12 protein-coding genes, 1 tRNA gene and 1 riboswitch are annotated in these 17,293 nt (G+C 57.1%); of the genes, 7 read left to right on the forward strand and 6 right to left on the reverse strand.

The genetic code is table 11. The features are described from left to right. The first annotated feature begins 205 nt into the window (after positions 1-205). A tRNA-Pro gene (locus DRET_RS01685) sits at positions 206-282 on the forward strand. A gap of 221 nt (positions 283-503) precedes the next feature. Beyond that, positions 504-1,730, forward strand: a complete 1,227-nt coding sequence (locus DRET_RS01690) for an ISL3 family transposase (protein WP_015750802.1) — start codon at positions 504-506, stop codon at positions 1,728-1,730. Positions 1,731-1,847: 117 nt separating this feature from the next. Here DRET_RS01690 and DRET_RS01695 read toward each other — a convergent pair whose 3' ends face one another. Next, the gene (locus DRET_RS01695) at positions 1,848-3,947 is read right to left on the reverse strand and encodes a methyl-accepting chemotaxis protein (RefSeq protein ID WP_015750803.1); all 2,100 of its coding nucleotides are present in this window, start codon (positions 3,945-3,947) and stop codon (positions 1,848-1,850) included. A 324-nt stretch (positions 3,948-4,271) separates the two neighbouring features. Next, positions 4,272-4,346, reverse strand: a riboswitch (cyclic di-GMP riboswitch). Positions 4,347-4,627: 281 nt separating this feature from the next. Here DRET_RS01695 and DRET_RS01700 point away from each other — a divergent pair. From DRET_RS01700 to DRET_RS01715, 4 genes are all read left to right on the forward strand, one after another. Next, positions 4,628-5,569, forward strand: a complete 942-nt coding sequence (locus DRET_RS01700) for an ABC transporter substrate-binding protein (RefSeq protein WP_015750804.1) — start codon at positions 4,628-4,630, stop codon at positions 5,567-5,569. 106 nt (positions 5,570-5,675) lie between these two features. Beyond that, a complete protein-coding gene (locus DRET_RS01705; RefSeq protein ID WP_015750805.1) occupies positions 5,676-6,548 on the forward strand; it encodes a beta-keto acid cleavage family enzyme in 873 nt (290 codons plus the stop codon). 44 nt (positions 6,549-6,592) lie between these two features. Beyond that, complete coding sequence (locus tag DRET_RS01710) at positions 6,593-7,576, forward strand: 3-hydroxyacyl-CoA dehydrogenase NAD-binding domain-containing protein (protein ID WP_015750806.1); 984 nt, start codon at positions 6,593-6,595, stop codon at positions 7,574-7,576. Next, positions 7,560-8,039 carry a thioesterase family protein gene (locus DRET_RS01715; protein ID WP_015750807.1) on the forward strand — a complete coding sequence of 160 codons (480 nt, stop codon included), beginning with the start codon at positions 7,560-7,562 and terminating at the stop codon, positions 8,037-8,039. Before DRET_RS01710 ends, DRET_RS01715 begins: the two co-directional genes overlap by 17 nt. 28 nt (positions 8,040-8,067) lie before the next feature. On the opposite strand, the gene DRET_RS01720 is transcribed toward DRET_RS01715, so the two are convergent. Beyond that, a complete protein-coding gene (locus DRET_RS01720; protein WP_015750808.1) occupies positions 8,068-9,036 on the reverse strand; it encodes a GlxA family transcriptional regulator in 969 nt (322 codons plus the stop codon). A 333-nt stretch (positions 9,037-9,369) separates the two neighbouring features. On the opposite strand from DRET_RS01720, the gene DRET_RS01725 reads away from it, so the two are divergent. Further along, complete coding sequence (locus DRET_RS01725; RefSeq protein WP_015750809.1) at positions 9,370-10,269, forward strand: DMT family transporter; 900 nt, start codon at positions 9,370-9,372, stop codon at positions 10,267-10,269. Positions 10,270-10,663: 394 nt separating this feature from the next. Here the strand turns inward: DRET_RS01725 and ybiO are convergent, their stop codons facing one another. The 4 genes from ybiO to DRET_RS01745 form a co-directional block, all read right to left on the reverse strand. Continuing rightward, positions 10,664-12,943 carry a mechanosensitive channel protein gene (ybiO, locus tag DRET_RS01730; RefSeq protein ID WP_015750810.1) on the reverse strand — a complete coding sequence of 760 codons (2,280 nt, stop codon included), beginning with the start codon at positions 12,941-12,943 and terminating at the stop codon, positions 10,664-10,666. A gap of 284 nt (positions 12,944-13,227) precedes the next feature. Continuing rightward, a complete protein-coding gene (locus DRET_RS01735) occupies positions 13,228-13,989 on the reverse strand; it encodes a class I SAM-dependent methyltransferase (protein ID WP_015750811.1) in 762 nt (253 codons plus the stop codon). Between the two features lie 250 nt (positions 13,990-14,239). Then, the gene (locus tag DRET_RS01740) at positions 14,240-15,088 is read right to left on the reverse strand and encodes a glycine betaine ABC transporter substrate-binding protein (protein ID WP_015750812.1); all 849 of its coding nucleotides are present in this window, start codon (positions 15,086-15,088) and stop codon (positions 14,240-14,242) included. 146 nt (positions 15,089-15,234) lie between these two features. Further along, entirely contained in the window at positions 15,235-16,590 is a 1,356-nt protein-coding gene (locus tag DRET_RS01745) for a radical SAM protein (RefSeq protein WP_041281822.1), read from the reverse strand. Between the last annotated feature and the right edge of the window lie 703 nt (positions 16,591-17,293).

Here is a 17,293-nt window from a genome sequence, read left to right on the forward strand (position 1 = left end):
CGGCCACGAAAACGGCTGTATGGGACCGGCCACTGTCTTGCGTTTTCCAACGAATAACGGTGGCGGTGAGTTTGCACCTGGGGGGCTCAGTGGTCGTAAGGCTCCCTTTTTAAGGCTCAGATTCTGCACTGATCACAGATCACTGGCCGGGATTTGTGCTTGACAGTCGGACGTGTCAGCGATAAAGACTTGCTTCTCAAGACATCGGGACGTGGCGCAGTCTGGAAGCGCACCTGAATGGGGTTCAGGGGGTCGCAGGTTCAAATCCTGCCGTCCCGACCAAAAAGATTCAAGAAAACCGGCAACTTGTGAGCAGGCAAGTTCGCCGGTTTTTTGCGTTTTCCGCCCCCTGTAGCGATTTTGGACCATATTGGGACCACGCTCATTTTTATCCGGTTCCTCACACAAATCTGTGCCTGACTTAAGGCCCAAAACTTGAAAAGCATGAGCCCTCTCGGGTAGTTAGGTAGTTGCCACACAAACCTACCACCCAGGAGGAACTCATGCTCGTGTCCCAGTTAACCAAATTGACGCTGGATATTCAAGGATTTCGTGTCGGTCGAGTTCAAGGTGATACGAGCGGGATCACCGTAGATATAGCCCCGGACCGGCGTCATCTGCTCTTTTGCAGCCGCTGCGGCAGCGCTGCCAAGTATCGGGATACCCTTACAAACCGCTATTTTCGCCATGTTCCTCTTTGGGGAATCCCTGTATGGCTCCGGTACAGTCCCCGCAGAGTTCGGTGCAGGCATTGCGGCATCAAGGTAGAGTACTTTCCCTGGAGCACTGGCAAGCATCGGTTCACAACGGCTTTTGCCCACTTCCTGGCTTCGTGGGCCAGGCTATTGCCCTGGAAACATATGGCGCAGCTTTTTGGTTGCTCTTGGGGCACCGTAGCCGCTGCTGTAGACCAGATGGTCGAATATGGCCTGGCCCATCAAGACCTCTCGAATCTGACGCACATTGGGATTGACGAAATCTCCCGAGAAAAGGGCCAAGTATACCTAACCAATGTTTACGACCTGAATACATCCAGACTCGTATGGAGCGGGGAAAAACGAACAAAGGCAACAATCACCAACATCTTCACCTCGCTTGGCCCTAACAAGACCAATAAGCTTGAAGGGGTCTGTTGCGACATGTGGGATCCGTATATCCAGGTCATTCAAGACAAAGCCCCGAAAGCGGCGATGGTCTTCGACAAATTCCACATTGTTCGGCATCTCAATGAAGCCGTTGACCAGGTCCGTAGAGACGAGATCCGGGAAAAGGGCCAAAAGCACAAGGATCTGGTTAAAGACACCCGATATATCTGGCTCAAGAACCCGTGGAACCTGACTGACAAGCAGGCATCTCGGTTGAGTGCACTGGAAAAACTCAATCTCAAAATCAACAGGGCGTATTTACTCAAGGAATCATTTCGCCAGTTCTGGTCGTATGAGTGCAGAGCTTCAGCCAAAGATTTCCTCGACAAGTGGTTCTGGTGGGCGACGTATTCCAGGCTGAAGCCAATGCGAAATTTTGCTTGGATGCTGCGCCGCAAAGAAGAAAATATTCTCAGTTATTTCGATATGCCCATCAGCAATGGCTCGGTGGAAGGCCTCAACAATAAGGCTAAGGTCATTAGTCACAGAGCATACGGGTTCAGGTCAGCCAAGAACTACATCCGGAATCTGTACCATTGCATGGGCGGGCTTCCTGAACCTCAAACTATGCACAGATTTGTGTGAGGAACCGGAATTTCAGACGGCAAACTCCAAAAATCCATAGGATCCGTCAGAGAACCAAAAAAGGCAGGGGGATTGCCCCCCTGCCTTCAAAAGCCTCCATCAAGATCGCATGAGACCTTACTTTTCTTTTCCGGACATCAAAGCCTTTCCGGAAGACTGGAGGCCACTCTGTGCCTGCTTGTGAGTAGAGGCGCGGCCCCAATCTTGCCTGTCTTGATTTTGATCAGCAGTTGGGCCTTTCTGGTCCAAAGCGTCCTGCCCGCCTTCGATAATCACCATCAAATTTCGCACAGCCTTTTCCAGTTCCTCAGCCTGAGCAGAGAGTTCTTCGGAGGCAGAAGCGGTTTCTTCTGAATCAGAGGCGTTTTGCTGCACAACCTTGTCCATTTCAGACACCGCTGTATTGATTTGCTCAATGCCCTCAGATTGCTCTTTGCTGGCGGCAGCGATCTCGGAGACGAGGATGCCGACCTGTTTTGCGGTTTCCTGTATACGGCTCAGGTTTTGGGATACCTCTGCGGCAACCTGGACCCCTTGATCCGCGTTGGCTTGAGCGTCCTCGATGATGCTTGACGTGTTCCTTGCCGCCTCTGCAGATCTCTGTGCCAGACTGCGGACTTCTTCAGCAACTACGGCAAAGCCTTTGCCGGCCTCGCCTGCTCTGGCCGCCTCTACAGCAGCATTCAGGGCAAGCAGATTGGTTTGGAAGGCAATATCGTCAATTGTTTTCATTATTTTGGACGTCTGCTCAGAGGACTCTTTAATGGATCCGATGGTGGTCTCCATCTGCTCCATTGAGCCTACTCCGTCCTGGATGACCTGATTGACCTCTTGTGTGTATTGGTCGGCTTGGGAGGCGTTTTCAGCGTTTTGTTTGGTTTGGGATGAGAGTTCTTCCAGGGATGAGCTTGTTTCTTCAAGGCTGGATGCTTGTTCATTGGCCCCCTCGGCAAGTCGTTGGCTGGACGAGGCGATTTCATCGGAGGCGTTGGCTGTTTGTTCAGAGCCAGCGAAAAGCTGTTGGGAAATCGTCTTGATCGGTCTGACAATGGACCGTGCCAGGAGATAGGCTATTGCGATCATTACAAGAATCAAACCTACGCCAAAAATGATTGTCGTAATGGTCATGCTCCGCACGGAATCAACGATGCGGTTTTCAATGGAATTGTAAAAGCTGTTGTAGACGCTGGCCCCGATTACCCAATCCCAGGGTTCGTAATAGGTTAAGGCTGCCGTTTTCTTTTGCCCGTTCCAAGGATACGAATAGAAGACAGTTTCTCCTTGGGCCTGCTTCGCTTTTTCGATCATTTCCTGGACGAAGTAGGTTCCGTCCTCGGTTTGCGCGTCGAGGATGTTTTCCCCGTCTCTCTGCCCGTCATTTGAGACAATGTATTGTCCTTTATAATCCCCACTGCCTCCGAGGACAAAAGCGTAACCCTCATTTCCTATCTGTTTGGATTCAATTCCTTTTCTTAGGGACTCCACATTCTCCTGTTTGACTCCAACATACAGGATGCCGGTAATTTCACCACGTTGATCGCGGATCGGTTTGTAGGCGGTGATGTACCAAGCATTAACCACATACGCCCGTCCGTAAAAGGTCTGCCCCTGCATGACAGTGGAAATAACCGGGTTCGGCTGGCCGTCAGGATTGGTGGCCGGGATGTACGTCCCGATGGCCCGGTCCCCGTTTTTCTTTTCCACATTGGTAGCCACCCGGAGCATGTCACCAGCTTCGTTCATGCGCTGGAACACCGTGCAAGTTCCTCCCACGAGATCTTGCACTTGGTCGACCAGTGGGGCTGTTTTGTCCATTGCCCGAACCTTGCCGAGCCAGTTTGATCCCATGAGCATTTTGGGCAGATCCATCGTTTTGGACTGGCCCGTATACTGATTAACTGCTTGCCAGGAAACGGTTTCGGTTTGAGTTGCGGTATAGATCCCCCCCTGTTGCTCCAACAGATGGCTGGCTACGCGGAGATCGGACTCAACCTTTTGTTGTACCGACTCATTTTGAGCTTCGACCATGTGCCGAATGTCCTCAGCAATATGCCCAAGCTCCCGCTCGGCCATATGGTCAACTTCTTTGGCCATGTCTTTTTCTAGGCCCCTTCCCTGGTAGGAAAGTATGCCCAGGATCAAGCCCACACTTACCACAACAGCCAAGCAGCCCAGGCCAACAATTTTGATTTGTAAGTTTTGATTTTTGAGCCCCATAACCCTCCCTTTGGTTTTCTGGTGGTACTTTCTTCGTATATTTTACTGAAGGCCTGTTTTGATCCGGAAAGTATTCAACACGATGGGGTCGATCGCCATGGTGACCCCTCAGGCGGAAAAAATAATCGACCTGTTCTCTAGGCTTGAGGAGGTCCAAGGTCCTTAATCAATAGAGATTGCCGTATACAGCGGTGCCAGGTGAAAAGACGAGATAGATAAAGCCAGGAGAGGTAAGGAGACGTGCGGGGGGATTGGCGATGAGTGAAACGAACCGCCTGCGAAGCATTTTGGAAAAAGTGCTTCCTGGCGACCTGCAAGGACCCATCCGGCAACCCGGCTGTCTCATTGAGACCCGTGGCTTTCCGTCCTCGCCTCACGACGGGTTTGGCTTTGTCAGTCCATTGTCAATAATCAGGCTTTGTCAGTGTGGAGCCTGGGTTCTTAGCAGTAAACCTAGCATTTCAATCATCAAAGCTCAAGAGGTGTACCAATGCCACCATCTTTCTCTCCATCCCCCACCTGCCAAGTTCTCTTTCAGCCGCATGTCGTAAATCCGTCTAAAAATGTCGTTTTCAGGCAGGCAGGGTGCTTGGTCTCCCCGTAGGTTGCCGCTTGTCTTGCTGACGGGGCTGAGGCTTTTTTTGTCTTGTGCCTCGTTGAACCACAACGAAGGAGTTTTCATGAGCAAGCGGCTTTCTATCGGACGGATTCTTTTCACTGTGCTGGTCTTCTCTCTTCTTGCCCTGCCTGCCATGGCCTCCGGGCCGGTCAAATTCGGTGTCCCTTCCTGGCCGGGGGTAACGGTCAAATCCGAGGTCGCCTCACAACTCATCCGGGCCATGGGCTATGAGGTCGAGCAGACGGTGGCCTCGCCCTCGATCATTTTTAAGGCGATGACCCTGGGCGAGTTAAACGCCTATCTCGGTGGGTGGTCGCCGGTAGAAGATCCCATGATTGATCCTCTGGTGGAAAAAGGGGAGATCATTCGTGTCGGGGCCAACATTGAAGAAGCTGTGACCGCCCTGGTCGTTCCCTCGTTTGTTGCCGAGGCCGGAGTGACTTCCATTGAAGATCTGGCGGCGCACAAAGACAAGTTTGAGAGTACGATTTACGGCATTGAATCCGGGTCCGGGGCCAACAACGATATCCAGGAAGCCATCGATGCCAATGCCGCCGGGCTCGGCGATTGGGAACTGGCCGCCTCGTCCACAGCTTCCATGCTGGCCCAGGTGCAGAGCCTGAGTGAGAACAAACGGTGGGCCGTTTTCTGGGGTTGGGAGCCGCATTGGATGAACGCGGTCATGGATCTGCATTACCTCCAATCCGAAACCCCGGCGACGGAAAAAATCGGGGCTTCGGTCAGCGTAGTCTACACCATCACCTCGAACGACCTCCCTGAAGCCAATCCCCAAGCCTACGCGTTTCTGGAACAGCTCAAGGTGCCTTCCGATGTCCAGAGCCAGTGGATCTACGAGTATCGCCAACAAGACAAAGAACCTGAAGATCTGGCTCCACAATGGATCAAGGCCAATCTTGATGGGCTGGTGGGGCAGTGGCTGGAAGGTGTCCGTGCTGCCAACGGTGAGCCCGCCCTGAAAGTTGTCCGCGCGGCGTTCAAGTAACATTTGGAGTTCGTGATCGCCCCCCTCTTCGAGGTGGGGCCACGACATAGTGATACAGAAGGCTGCGGGTCGTCTGGCCCGCAGCCTGGACCGAGGAGAACCCCCCATGCGTCAAGATGTCATACTTACCTGTGCTTTGACCGGTGCTGGCGATACGACCGCCAAAAATCCCCATGTGCCGGTCACGCCCGAAGCGATTGTTGCGGACGCCCTGGAGGCCCACGAAGCTGGAGCCGCTGTGGTGCACATCCATGTCCGGGACCCGGAGACCAAGCAGGCCGCCCGGAGACACGATCTCTACGCCGAGGTCATGCAGCGCCTCCAGGACAGCGGCAGCGAGGTCATCGTCAACCTCACGGCCGGGATGGGCGGCGATTTTGCACCTGATGCTGAAAATCCGGCTCAGGGCGGTCCGGGAACGGACATGGCCACGGCCCACGAGCGTGTTGCCCACGTACTCGACCTCAAACCGGAGATCTGTACGTTGGACTGTGGGAGTCTGAATTTCCCCGACGCGGCGTACGTCGCCACCCCCGATCAACTGCGGGAAATGGCCCAGGCCATCACTTCGGCCGGGATCAAACCTGAGATCGAGTGCTTCGAATTGGGGCACATCTGGCTGGCGAAAACGCTGCTGACCGAAGGGTATCTCAATCACCCCCCGCTGTTTCAACTCTGCATGGGCATCCCGTTCGGAGCCGAGGCTACGCCAATGAATATGCTCTGCATGCGGGACAATCTGCCCCAAGGCAGCCAGTGGGCCGCGTTCGGGATCGGGCGTATGCAGATGCCGTTTGCCGCTCAATCTGCGCTGCTCGGCGGTCACGTCCGTGTCGGGCTGGAAGACAATATTTATCTGGAAAAAGGGGTCCCGGCCACGAACGCCCAATTGGTGACCAAGGCCCGGACCATGCTCGAAGCCATGGGCTGCCGGTTGCTGGATGCAAACGCGGCCCGCGACCACCTCGGGCTTGCCTAGCCTACCGGCAATGCCGGAAACTCCAAGCAATAAAGGATAGACGAATGCGAACGACACCTGAAGCGGTTCAAAAAGTGGGGATCATCGGTGCCGGGGTGATCGGCGGCGGCTGGGCCCTGCATTTTCTGCGGTTGGGGAAAAAAGTGCTGGTCTACGACCCCTCAGAGGCGGCCGGGGAACACCTCCGGGAAACCGCCAAAACTACCTGGCCGACCCTGGAGCGCATAGGCCTTGCCTGCGGGGCCTGTCTGGAGAATCTGGAATTGGTCTCCAGCCTGGAGGCGCTCAACGCGGCTGAGGTGGTCCAGGAAAACGCTCCCGAAGATCTGGAGCAAAAGCAGGCCCTGTACCAGGAACTCGATACCGCCCTGGACTGGGATGTCCCGGTCTTGTCCTCCACATCCGGTTTCGCCATGACCGATATGCAGAAGACCTGCCGCAGTGCGGCGCGGACCTGTGTGGGCCATCCGTTCAATCCGCCGTATATCGTTCCCTTTGTCGAGGTCGTGGGCGGTGAGAAGACAGATCCGGAAACCGTTCGCTGGGCCGAGGCCTTCTATACCGCGTGCGAGAAGAAAGTTATTGCCATGCAGCGCGAATTGCCGGGATTTATCGCCAACCGTTTGCAGGAAGCCCTGTGGCGCGAGGCGTTGCACATGGTGGCCGAAGGGGAGGCCACGCCGGAAGAAATCGATGCCTCGATTGTGTATGGCCCTGGATTGCGCTGGGCTTTCCACGGGCCGTGCATGACCTTCCATCTCGCTGGCGGGGAAGGAGGCATGGCGCATATGTTGAAGCATTTTGAGCCGGCCCTGAAAGAACCCTGGACCAGGCTGGAAGCACCGGAACTCAGCGACACGCTGCGCGAACGGATGGTGCAGGGCTGCGAACGCCAAACAGCAGGACGGTCGATCGCCGAGGTCGTTCAGGAGCGCGACGAATGCCTTATCCGGGTCATGCAGGCCTTGCAGGAGATCCAGCCCACCAACCCCATAGCCCAAAAGGACGCCTATGCCTCTTGTTCATAACAGCCGGGTCCAGCCGGAATGGATCGATTACAACGGGCATATGAGCGAGGCCTTTTACGTCCTTATTTTTGGCCATGCCACTGATGCCTTCCTGGATGCCATCGGGCTGGATGCCGAGACCCGCTCGCAGGCCAAGGTGTCGGCCTATACGGTCGAAGCCCATATTCGGTATGTCCGCGAGGTACAGGAAGGAGAAGCGGTGGAAGTCCAGACGCAGCTTGTGGGGCATGACGCCAAGCGAGCGCATCTTTTCCACACCATGGCCCGGGCAGCGGACGGCACAGTGGTGGCCACGGAAGAGATCCTTGTGCTGCATGTGGATACGCAGGCGGGAGGAACCGCCCCGTTTCAGCCAGTTGCAGCGAATGCCCTGGAGCAACTGCAAAAGCGACACGACCGCCTTCCCCGCCCGCAGGACGTGGCCCGGGCGATCACGATGCCGTCTCGTTCTGTCACAGGATAGCCCGCGCACCCTGCACGTTTTGTTGTGTTCAGACAGGGTGTTCTGTGGGCGAACGGACGTTTTTCGGGGAACGTTTATAGTGCTCGCGAAAGACCCGGGCGAAGTGGCTGGCTGAAGCAAATCCGCAGGCCACAGCCACCTCCACAACGGGCAAATCTGTCTGGCGCAATAACCGCCACGCCCGTTCCAGTCGCAGCGTGCGGTCAAAGGTTGTTGGCGTGGTCTGGAGGTGTTCCTGGAAAAGGCGTTGGAGATGGCGCACAGATATGCCCACATGCTCGGCAAGCTGCTGTTGCGTCAGTGGCGCATCGAGGTGGCGTTCGATACATTGGACGGCCTTGCGCAGCGGCGGGCTGTGGATGCCGAATCGGGCAGTGGCGTCCATCCGTTGCCCCTGCCCCGGTTCCCGGATGCGGTCGACCAAAAACTGCTCTGAGACATCCTTGGCCAGGCTTTCCCCGTACCGCAACCCGATGTGCTGCAGCATCATGTCCAGGGCGGCCGTGCCGCCGGAGCAGGTCATGCAATCCCGGTCGAGAACAAAGAGGTCATCCACAGCGTTGACGTCCAGAAAGTCCTCCTGAAAAGCCGCCAGGGCTTCCCAGTGGATTGTCGCTCGCCGATTTTTGAGCAGCCCCGCACGGGCCAGCAAGACGCTCCCGGTATCAATCCCGCCAAGCCGCACAGAGTTTTGTGCCTGTTTACGCAGCCATTCCAGAACGTTTGGTGTCACTGCGGCGTCGACATCAAACCCGGTGCAGACTAGGACTAAGTCCGGTTGGTGCCGGGAGCGCTGGATAGAGCGGGTCAGCACGGTCATGCGATTGGACGCTGTCACCGCCCCTCCCCGGGCCGAGACAAACTCCCAGGAGAAGGTTTCCGGGGCGAATCGGTTCGCCACCCGCAAGGGGTCCACTGCCGAGGTCAGTCCCATCATGGAGAACCCGGGGGCGATGAAAAAGAGGATGTATTCCGGCGTATTGTGTTTCGATTGTATGCTCCAAGCTCCTCACTGTCGGCCCATTTCAAGGACATTGTCGCTTCTCGACCGGAGAGTGTCCAACTTGTGATGTTCCGTATCTGTAAGCAGGTTCCCCACATTGCCTAAAATACCTGCAGGGAAGCAAGGCGGCACCTGATCTGGGGTTGGGTCATTATCGCACCCCATATTCAGGGCTGGCATGGATGGTCAAGGGGGTTGCGATCATGCAGGGTGGTTTGTAGATCGTTTGAGAGCCAAATGGGAACCAAGCCAATTTTTCCGCAGGGTGGAATGCTTTTTATGTGTTTCTCCAGGCGGAGGGATTGTAGGAGAGCAAAAGGAAAAACGATGTCAAAATTGAGTGCGGCGTTGGTGGCCCTGGCTGCGTTTTGCTGGGGCCTGTCCGGCGGGATCGGCGGGGTTCTTATGGCCGAAGGCTGGGACCCGGTCGTGGTCTCGTTCTACCGGGGGGCGATCGGGTTGCTGTTCGTGTGTGGCTGGCTGGCCCTGCGCCCGATGCAAAGCGGATTGAAAAGTCCCCGATTATGGTCCTGGTCCGCCATTGCCGGTCTTGGCGTGGCAGGGAACTTCGCCTTTTATTTTGTGAGCATTTCCGAGGGCAGTGTAGCGGTGGCGGCAACGCTTATGTATTGCGCTCCGGTGTTCGTGTACCTTGTGTCTTTTGCGTTGAAGCTGGAAAAACCGACCCTGCCGAAGTGGGCCGCCATCGGACTGGTCATGATCGGCGTGGTGCTGCTGACCCGTGTGTATGACGTAGGGGCGGGCAGCGTCACATTGGTCGGCATCGGGGCCGGATTGCTGTCCGGGCTTTCCTATGCGGTATTTATCTTTGGCTTCAAGTATGCCGCACCGCACGGCAGCCCCCAGGCAATTCTCGTCATAGCCTTCGCGGCCCTTGCCGCCATTCTCTTCTGGCTGGGTGATGCAGAACAGACCGTGGCCGTACTCAGTACACCGAGTTGGCCCTGGTTCGCGGTGCTGGGGGTGCTCGGCGCAGGGCTGTCGTTTCTTTTCTATATCGTCGGCCTGCACCATACTGCGCCTTCCGTGGCCTCCATCGTGGCCATGGTTGAACCAGTGACCGCCTCGTTATTCGGGGTCGTGGTTTTGCACGAAAACCTGGCCGGCCCCCAAATCCTCGGAATGGCGCTGATTCTGGTCACCGTGACTGCATTGAGCGTCTACTCGAGCGCGCAAACCGAGCCTTGCGAAGATCCCCTTGTCTGAAGAGGCTAATTGAGCAGGCCGTTGACAATCAGGACGTTTTTCAATGCTCATTGAGTAAATAGCCTCGGTTTTCTTCATTCCCCTTCTTGGCAAGCTGGTCTTTATACATACCTGCCACCGTGGCCTAAGGTAGTTGTCAATATTCAACCACCCCTGGCCCCTCCTTGCTAAGGAGGGGAATTGTAAGCGTCTGATTTGAAGCTAAATCTTCGATTCCGACCCTTGGCACCCAGGACGGTTTTCAATGCTCATCGAGCAACTAGCCTCGGTTTTCTTCATTCCCCTCCTTGGCAAGGAGGGGCCAGGGGTGGTTGGGATGATGGCCCTGAAACCTTATAGCCCCACGGTGTTAAGTGTGTGTGAGGGCCTCCCCCAAGAGGGGAGGCCGCTTTCTTTACTTTGCATTCTCGTTTTTTGCTTCGCCCGGTGCTGTGTCTTGCGCCTCTTGCTCAAGTGCGTCCTGGACCATGCGCAGATTGGCGGCCGGGGCACTGCCGTCCTTGTTTTCCCCGAAGTAGATCGTGGTGTGCGGGAAGGGGATCTCGATGCCTGCGGCGTCGAAGTGGCGTTTGACCAGACGGTTATAGGCGCGCCCGACACCCCATTGCATGCCCGGCGTTGTCTTGATCCGTACCCGGATGTTCACCGAACTGTCCGCCAGGGCTGTGACCCCGGAGACTTCCAACGGTTCCAAAAGAGCGTCCGCGTATTCCGGATCTGCGGCGAGTTCGTCAAAGGCGGCGCGCAAATGGGTCACGGCCTCGTCGATATCCTCACGGTAGGCGATGCCGTATTCCCCGACATGGAAGGCAAAATCGCGCATGAAATTGGAGACCGTGTCCACAGAAGAAAACGGCACGATATGGTAGGTGCCGGAGAGGTCCCGCAAGCCAACCGAGCGGATACTCAAGCGTTCGGCCACGCCGGTAATCCCCCCAGCGGTGACAACATCTCCGGTGTTCATGGCGTTTTCGACCTGAATGAACACCCCGGTGATAATATCCTGGACCAGTTTTTGGGCCCCGAAACCGATGGCCAGCCCCAGTACCCCCGCACCAGCGATCAGCGGCCCGATGTTGATACCGATTTCGGCAAGCAGGATCATCGCCGTAATCGTCGTGATGGTAATCGCCACCGCATTGCGAAACAGACTCAGCAAGGTCTTGGCCCGGGCCGTGGGCGCCCCGGTGCCGGTATCCGGATTCAAGCGGTGCTCGATCAGACTGGCGAGAGCGATCCAGACCCCGAGGGCAAAGAGCAGGATAACCGCCACATTGGCCCCGGTGCCGATCAGATTCCGTCCGGCTACGCTGGTGTACCAGCCTGAGAAATCAAAGAGCCCCCACGCGTCGAGGATAAATAGACCGACCACGAGGATGATGATCGTTCGCACGACCTTGAATACAATCGGTACGTAGGCGTTCAAGCGGGTCTCCAGCAGGGGAAGCTTGCGCCGCAGTTCCGGGGACAAGGTGACACGTTTGCCGAGAAACTGGGCTACAATGCCCGATACGAGCACACCGGCACCAATAAATATCAGGGATTTCAGGGTGGCCAGCATCACAAAGGGCAGGGCGTCGGAGGGCCGGATCAGGGTCACCAGCAAAACCACCACCAGATAGGTGATGGCCAGCAGGTGCCAGATTCGCGCCGCGATGCGCAGCAGGACCTGCGAGGTGCCCATGCTGAATTTCTCGGCCCGGGCGCTGAACCCGTCGCGGACGGCGACCCGGTTTTGGAGCACTATTGTCGTGGCGTAGATAAACGCCGCGAGCATGATCAGCAGCCCCACGCCCTGGCCGGCTGCATTGGACATGTTCTGGGCCGTCAGCGGGACCACGAAAAGCATGCCGTAGCCCACAAACCCGGCCAGACGGGCCAAAAAGCGGTTCCAATACGCGGCATGCTCTGCTGCCAGGGGCAAAAGGCGCAAGCCGTCATAACGCGAGGCAAACAGCATTCGTATGCCGGCCTTTAGCAGCTCAATGAGCAAGAAGGCGTTTAAAAACAAGGCAACCTGGGTGCTCAACGCGCCGCTCTCACCAACCGCGAAGGTGGCCACAAGGTTGCCGGTCACATACGCCAGTCCCACGACCAGCACATCGCCGCCCGCCGCCAGAGCCACAATGCCGGTGAGCCGTAAGAGGGCGCTTTTGCCTGATCCTTGCCGCGACCAGGCACTCAAGCGGGCAAAAAATGGATGGGCCAGACGGCGGAAAAGAAAAAAGGCCGCAATGACCGTCAGGATGACCAGTCCCAGGTTCAAGGCAGCCTGCCCCAGCGCCTTGTAATCGAAAGGCGCTTTGTCGCCCGGCGCTGTCGCGAATATCCCCTTGAGGTTGCCAGCGATGGTCTCAAAACGGGTCCCGATGGTGGCAGCAAACCCGCTGACGATATGCGCCATTCGCCGCGGCAGAGAGAGTTTTTCCGGACTTGCCGCCTGGGGCGCGCCGACAGCACCCGACTCGCCCTGCTTGGCGGCCATCTCCCGCAAGTCCTGGATGAGTTTGTTGCGGGCCTGTTCGTTTTCCAAAATATCGGCCAGGGTCGCATACGCCGCAGGCTGGGTGTCTTGCTCCTGGTCGGCAGCCTGCACGGGCGCAGCAAGCACGGCCACTGCGACGAGGCCTGAAAGGACAACTCCCAAGAACGTCTTGCGCAACAATACCAGCATCAATTCCCTCGCTTTGAGTCGATTGGGGAAGCAGATTTCCCTTGAGGCACCACGTATCCGCAGACATGCCACGGATAGCTCGCAATGGCCAGTTTTTTGCGGTGTCTCTAACATGTGTCAGTATCTGCTCGCAACGAGTCGTGTCCACCGTCACCGTCCCAACTCAGGGGCGGCGGCACGAACTGGATGAATGGCCCCACGCCTGCAGTCCAGCGGTTGCTCCCGGCACCGGGCCATCCAGCACAACCGCCTGCGCTGCCGCAGGCAACACCTCCCGGGGGCGGTCAGTTGGGACCCTCCACCTTCCTGGCGATATACACGCCGTAGCTGTAGTACGTTTTGTAGCTCTCATACAGTGCGATTTCTTTCTTTTCAGCCTCCACTATGGCTCGCGCCGCATCACTGTTGCCGTTGCGGTCCAGGAATTCCTTGAATCTGTTTTGCATCGGCTGGTAATAATTCGCCGACCAGCAATGCTCGGGCAAGACAAAGTAGCCGATCGGCGCATAGCCGTAGTTTTCCAAAATACCGATCTTTGCTGAAGCGGTCTCTATTTCCGGGTATTCTTCTGCCCAGTAGGTATGGATTTCTGAGGGGCGATCGCCCGTGGTCCAGGTCAGTTCTGAAACAACCAAAATCCCTCCCGGCTTGAGAAAGCGATGCCAGTCGCGGATTCCCTTTGTAAAACCGATGTTGTAAATCGCGCCTTCGGACCAGAGGACGTCAAACGTTTCGTTGTCGAAAGGGAGATTGTCCATGGAGCAGGGCAGGGTGGATATTTTGTCTGTAACGCCGGTGCGTGCAGCCCGTTTTTCCAACTCGTCGAGAAATTCGGGAAAAAGGTCCACGGCCGTAATCCGGGCATTGGGGAGTTGGGTAAGCAGCAGTGTGGAAGCCCCTGTGCCACAGCCGATATCCGCGATTTGGAGGGGCGCTGAGGTGTCCACCTGGGCCAGATCAAGGGCTTTCCAGGTCTCTGCATCGCCGCCTGGGCCTTGACGGTCCGCGTTTTTGTGCAGGTCCAGCAGAAGTTGATATTCGTCCATGGGGGTGTCCTTTGGAAGGAGGTCAATGGAGGTGGAACGGAGAGATGTCCAGGACGAATCCTGCGCGCGATCAGCGGCAGCGTCAACTGGAGAGGTCGCGACAGTCGCGGCTTTTGATTGTGCCGTCACCGGGCAGAGGCCTGCGAAGAGCACCTGATGTCAGGTGGCAAGAGGCGGAGGGGAAAGAATGGGGGATATGGGGAAACAGGACCGGGACTGGAGCCCCGGTCCTGTTCGGGAAGTCAGAGACTTATTGAAACCAGGAATCGACCAGTTTCTGGTTGTCCTCGATCCACATGGAGGCCCCTTTGACCGGGTCCCCAGTGTCCTTGATGGTTTTCATCAGTGAACTCAACTGGGCATCGGTCATGAACCAGGTGTTCATCCATTCGAGCACCGGCCCGAAATCCTCGGCAAACCCTTCGCGGGTGATGAAGAAGATATCGTCCCCTTCGCCGTAGACATTGGCCGGATCCTCGAGATACTTGAGATCATACTCGGCAAAGGACCAATGCGGATTCCACAGGGTGACCACCACAGGTTCCTGGGCCTGGTAGGATTGGTCCAGCCGTCCCAGCATGGCCGGTTCAGAGCTTTCGGTAAATTCCACGTCCAGATCGTATTCCTTGATCGCATCCCGGGTCAGGGCGTTCAGACTGGAACCGGAATCGATGCCGAAGATTTCGTTGTTGATGGCTTCGGCCTGGGTCTTGAGGTCCTCGATGGAGTCGATATCCACATAGGCAGGGACAACAAGCCCGAGTCGCGTGTTTTTGTACCACGGCTCCTGGATGTCGAACTGATCGCCGAAGCGCTCCACCATCGGCTTGTCCGCAGTCGGCAGCCAGACTTCCATCCCGATGTCCAGATCGCCGCTGGCCACGCCTCCGTACATCACGGCATTGCCTACATCCATGAGTTCCACGTCGTAGCCGCGCTCTTCCAGGAGTAATTTCCACATATTGGAAACAGCGACGTTTTCAGCCCAATTGTTCATGCCGATACGCAGCGTCTGCTCCTTGGCCGATGCCGGATGGGCGCATAATCCCAGGACAATGCCGACAATGAGAAGGGTAACCATTTTTTGCAATCTGTTCATGCAAAGACTCCTTGATACGGTTTGCGATTTTTTCCCGGCCCAGAAGTGGGCGGGAAGTCTGTTTGCAGGAGTAGCACGGGGGCTACAGGGCCCAAAGATAGGACGTATCTTGAATTCCGATAGGTCGCTGACACGGCCCGGAGCAATCACAGCCGCTGGATGAGATAGAGATACGTGGGAAGGCGGCTGAGGGTTTTGAGCTGATTGAAGGTGAACAACATTTTTGAACTCGGGTTGGAGTGCATCAGCGGCGAGAGGTAGATGGTGCCCTTGCCTTTGGGGGCGGAAATGGAGTCGCGCACCAGGCGCAAAAAGCTGGGGTAGTGGCCTGAGGGCAGTTGGTCGTCCATCAGGAAATTCCCGGTGATCTCAATGTTCGCAAAGCGCGCATTGAGATCCAGCATGCGGGCGAAAGCGGCTTCGACCTGCTCCACCCCCAGGGGTTTGCCGATGGTGTCCAGTGTTTCCTGGTCCGCGGATTCGAAGCCGATATTGATATACACGGTCGCGCCCAGGGCGTTGAGGCGGTGGAAAAACCTGTCCGAGGCTTCCAGGAGTCCATCGACGCTGCCGAAGCACAAGCAATTCCAGTCCTGCATAAAGGAGGTCTCAGGCTGGAGCGTCTCCCGGGCGGTCGCGGCGGCGTACTCCAGTATCTCCGCCGGGGCGCTCAGGGCGTCGTGCTCGCCGAAAAAGACCGCGTTGGTGTTGACCAGGTCTTGGCCGCAGCAGTCGCGCAGGGCGCCAAGCTGGTCGCTGATCTCCTTTTGGCTGCGGGGGGCGAAGGGTTTGCGGTTTTTGATGGTGCAAAAGCGGCATTTATAGCGGCAACCGTCCGCCACTGTCAGCGGCAGGATGTTGTAGTCCACATGGCGGGCGTCCGGGGGCAACACGCTGACACGACCGCCGGCGATTGCGGCAAATCGCTCAGCCGCGGCCTGCAACGCCTCGGGCGTCTTCTGTCGTACTTGGTGCAACGCATCCTGATGCGCGTCCGGCAGGTCCCCGGCCGTGGCCCAAACGCGCTCCACAATCGCCGGCCAGTTGGCGATCAGGTCTTGGACTGCCGCATTGGCGAAGGGGTCATGGCCGAGGACCGCATTCGAGGGGTAGGTCACATTGGGCAGATAGTATTCCCCGGTGGCTTTGACCACTTCGTTATAGGGCGTGGGGATGCGAAAGGAAATGGGCGCGGTCAGCAGATTCTCGCCGATGGTTTCGTACGTGCCTGCGTATCCGCCGGTGGAGTAGTAAACCCAGTCGTTGCCCCGGGTGCGCTTGAGCCATTCCAATTCCGAGGGCCAGTTGGCACTGTGACCCTGGGCTCGGAGGATTTCGTGGTTCAGATTGAAGTGGAGCGTCGCCTCCGGGGTGCGCAGTTCATGGAAGACCCCGAAATGCAGGGGATGGCGGGTTTTTTCATAGCGCTCAGCCCCCCGTTTATACAGGGTCATCGTAAAACCGTCCCCAATGGCGGTTGTGGGCGAGGGTATGTTTATCATGGGTATCATGTCCCTTTGAGCTGCGAGTTTGTTCCCGCTTGGAGGGGGCGTGCGCCACACGCCCCTACACAGACAATACTATTCTTTGCTTCGTGACGCGGCTCTTGCCGCCTTTTGTGTTATTGCCGTCCGGCCTTTCTTCGTGCCTGCGCGCCGTTGCGTGCCCTGATTGTCTCTGCCAGTGCGGGTTCAAGGCGCGCCCCTCTGGTCGCTGTGGAGGCAAGGGCAACATTGTGGTTTCACTTGTAGGGGCGTGTGGCGCACGCCCTTCTTTCGGACGCATTCTGCTTCTAGCCCAGCCCGATGAAAAACGCCGCGAAATCCGCGACACCGGCTTCCTCTTGCTCCCCTCCCCCTTGGCAAGGGGGAGGGAGCCGTGAAGGCCACAACCATGTGCGTTTTCAAGCGGTAACCACACACCGGGGCAGGCAGACAAGGGCGTGCGCCACACGCCCCTACACAGACAATACTATTCTTTGCTTCGTGACGCGGCTCTTGCCGCCATCTGTGCTCTTGCCGTCGGGCTTTTCTTCGTGCCTGCGCGCCGCTGCGTGCCCTGATTGTCTCTGCCAGTGCGGGTTCAAGGCGCGCCCCTCTGGTCGCTGTGGAGGCAAGGGGCAACATTGTGGTTTCACTTGTAGGGGCGTGTGGCGCACGCCCTTCTTTCGGTTGGCGCCGGAGCTGACTTCCTGTGCGCCGTCGC

The sequence above is a fragment of the Desulfohalobium retbaense DSM 5692 genome (genome assembly GCF_000024325.1).
GTDB classification, from domain to species: Bacteria; Desulfobacterota; Desulfovibrionia; order Desulfovibrionales; family Desulfohalobiaceae; genus Desulfohalobium; species Desulfohalobium retbaense.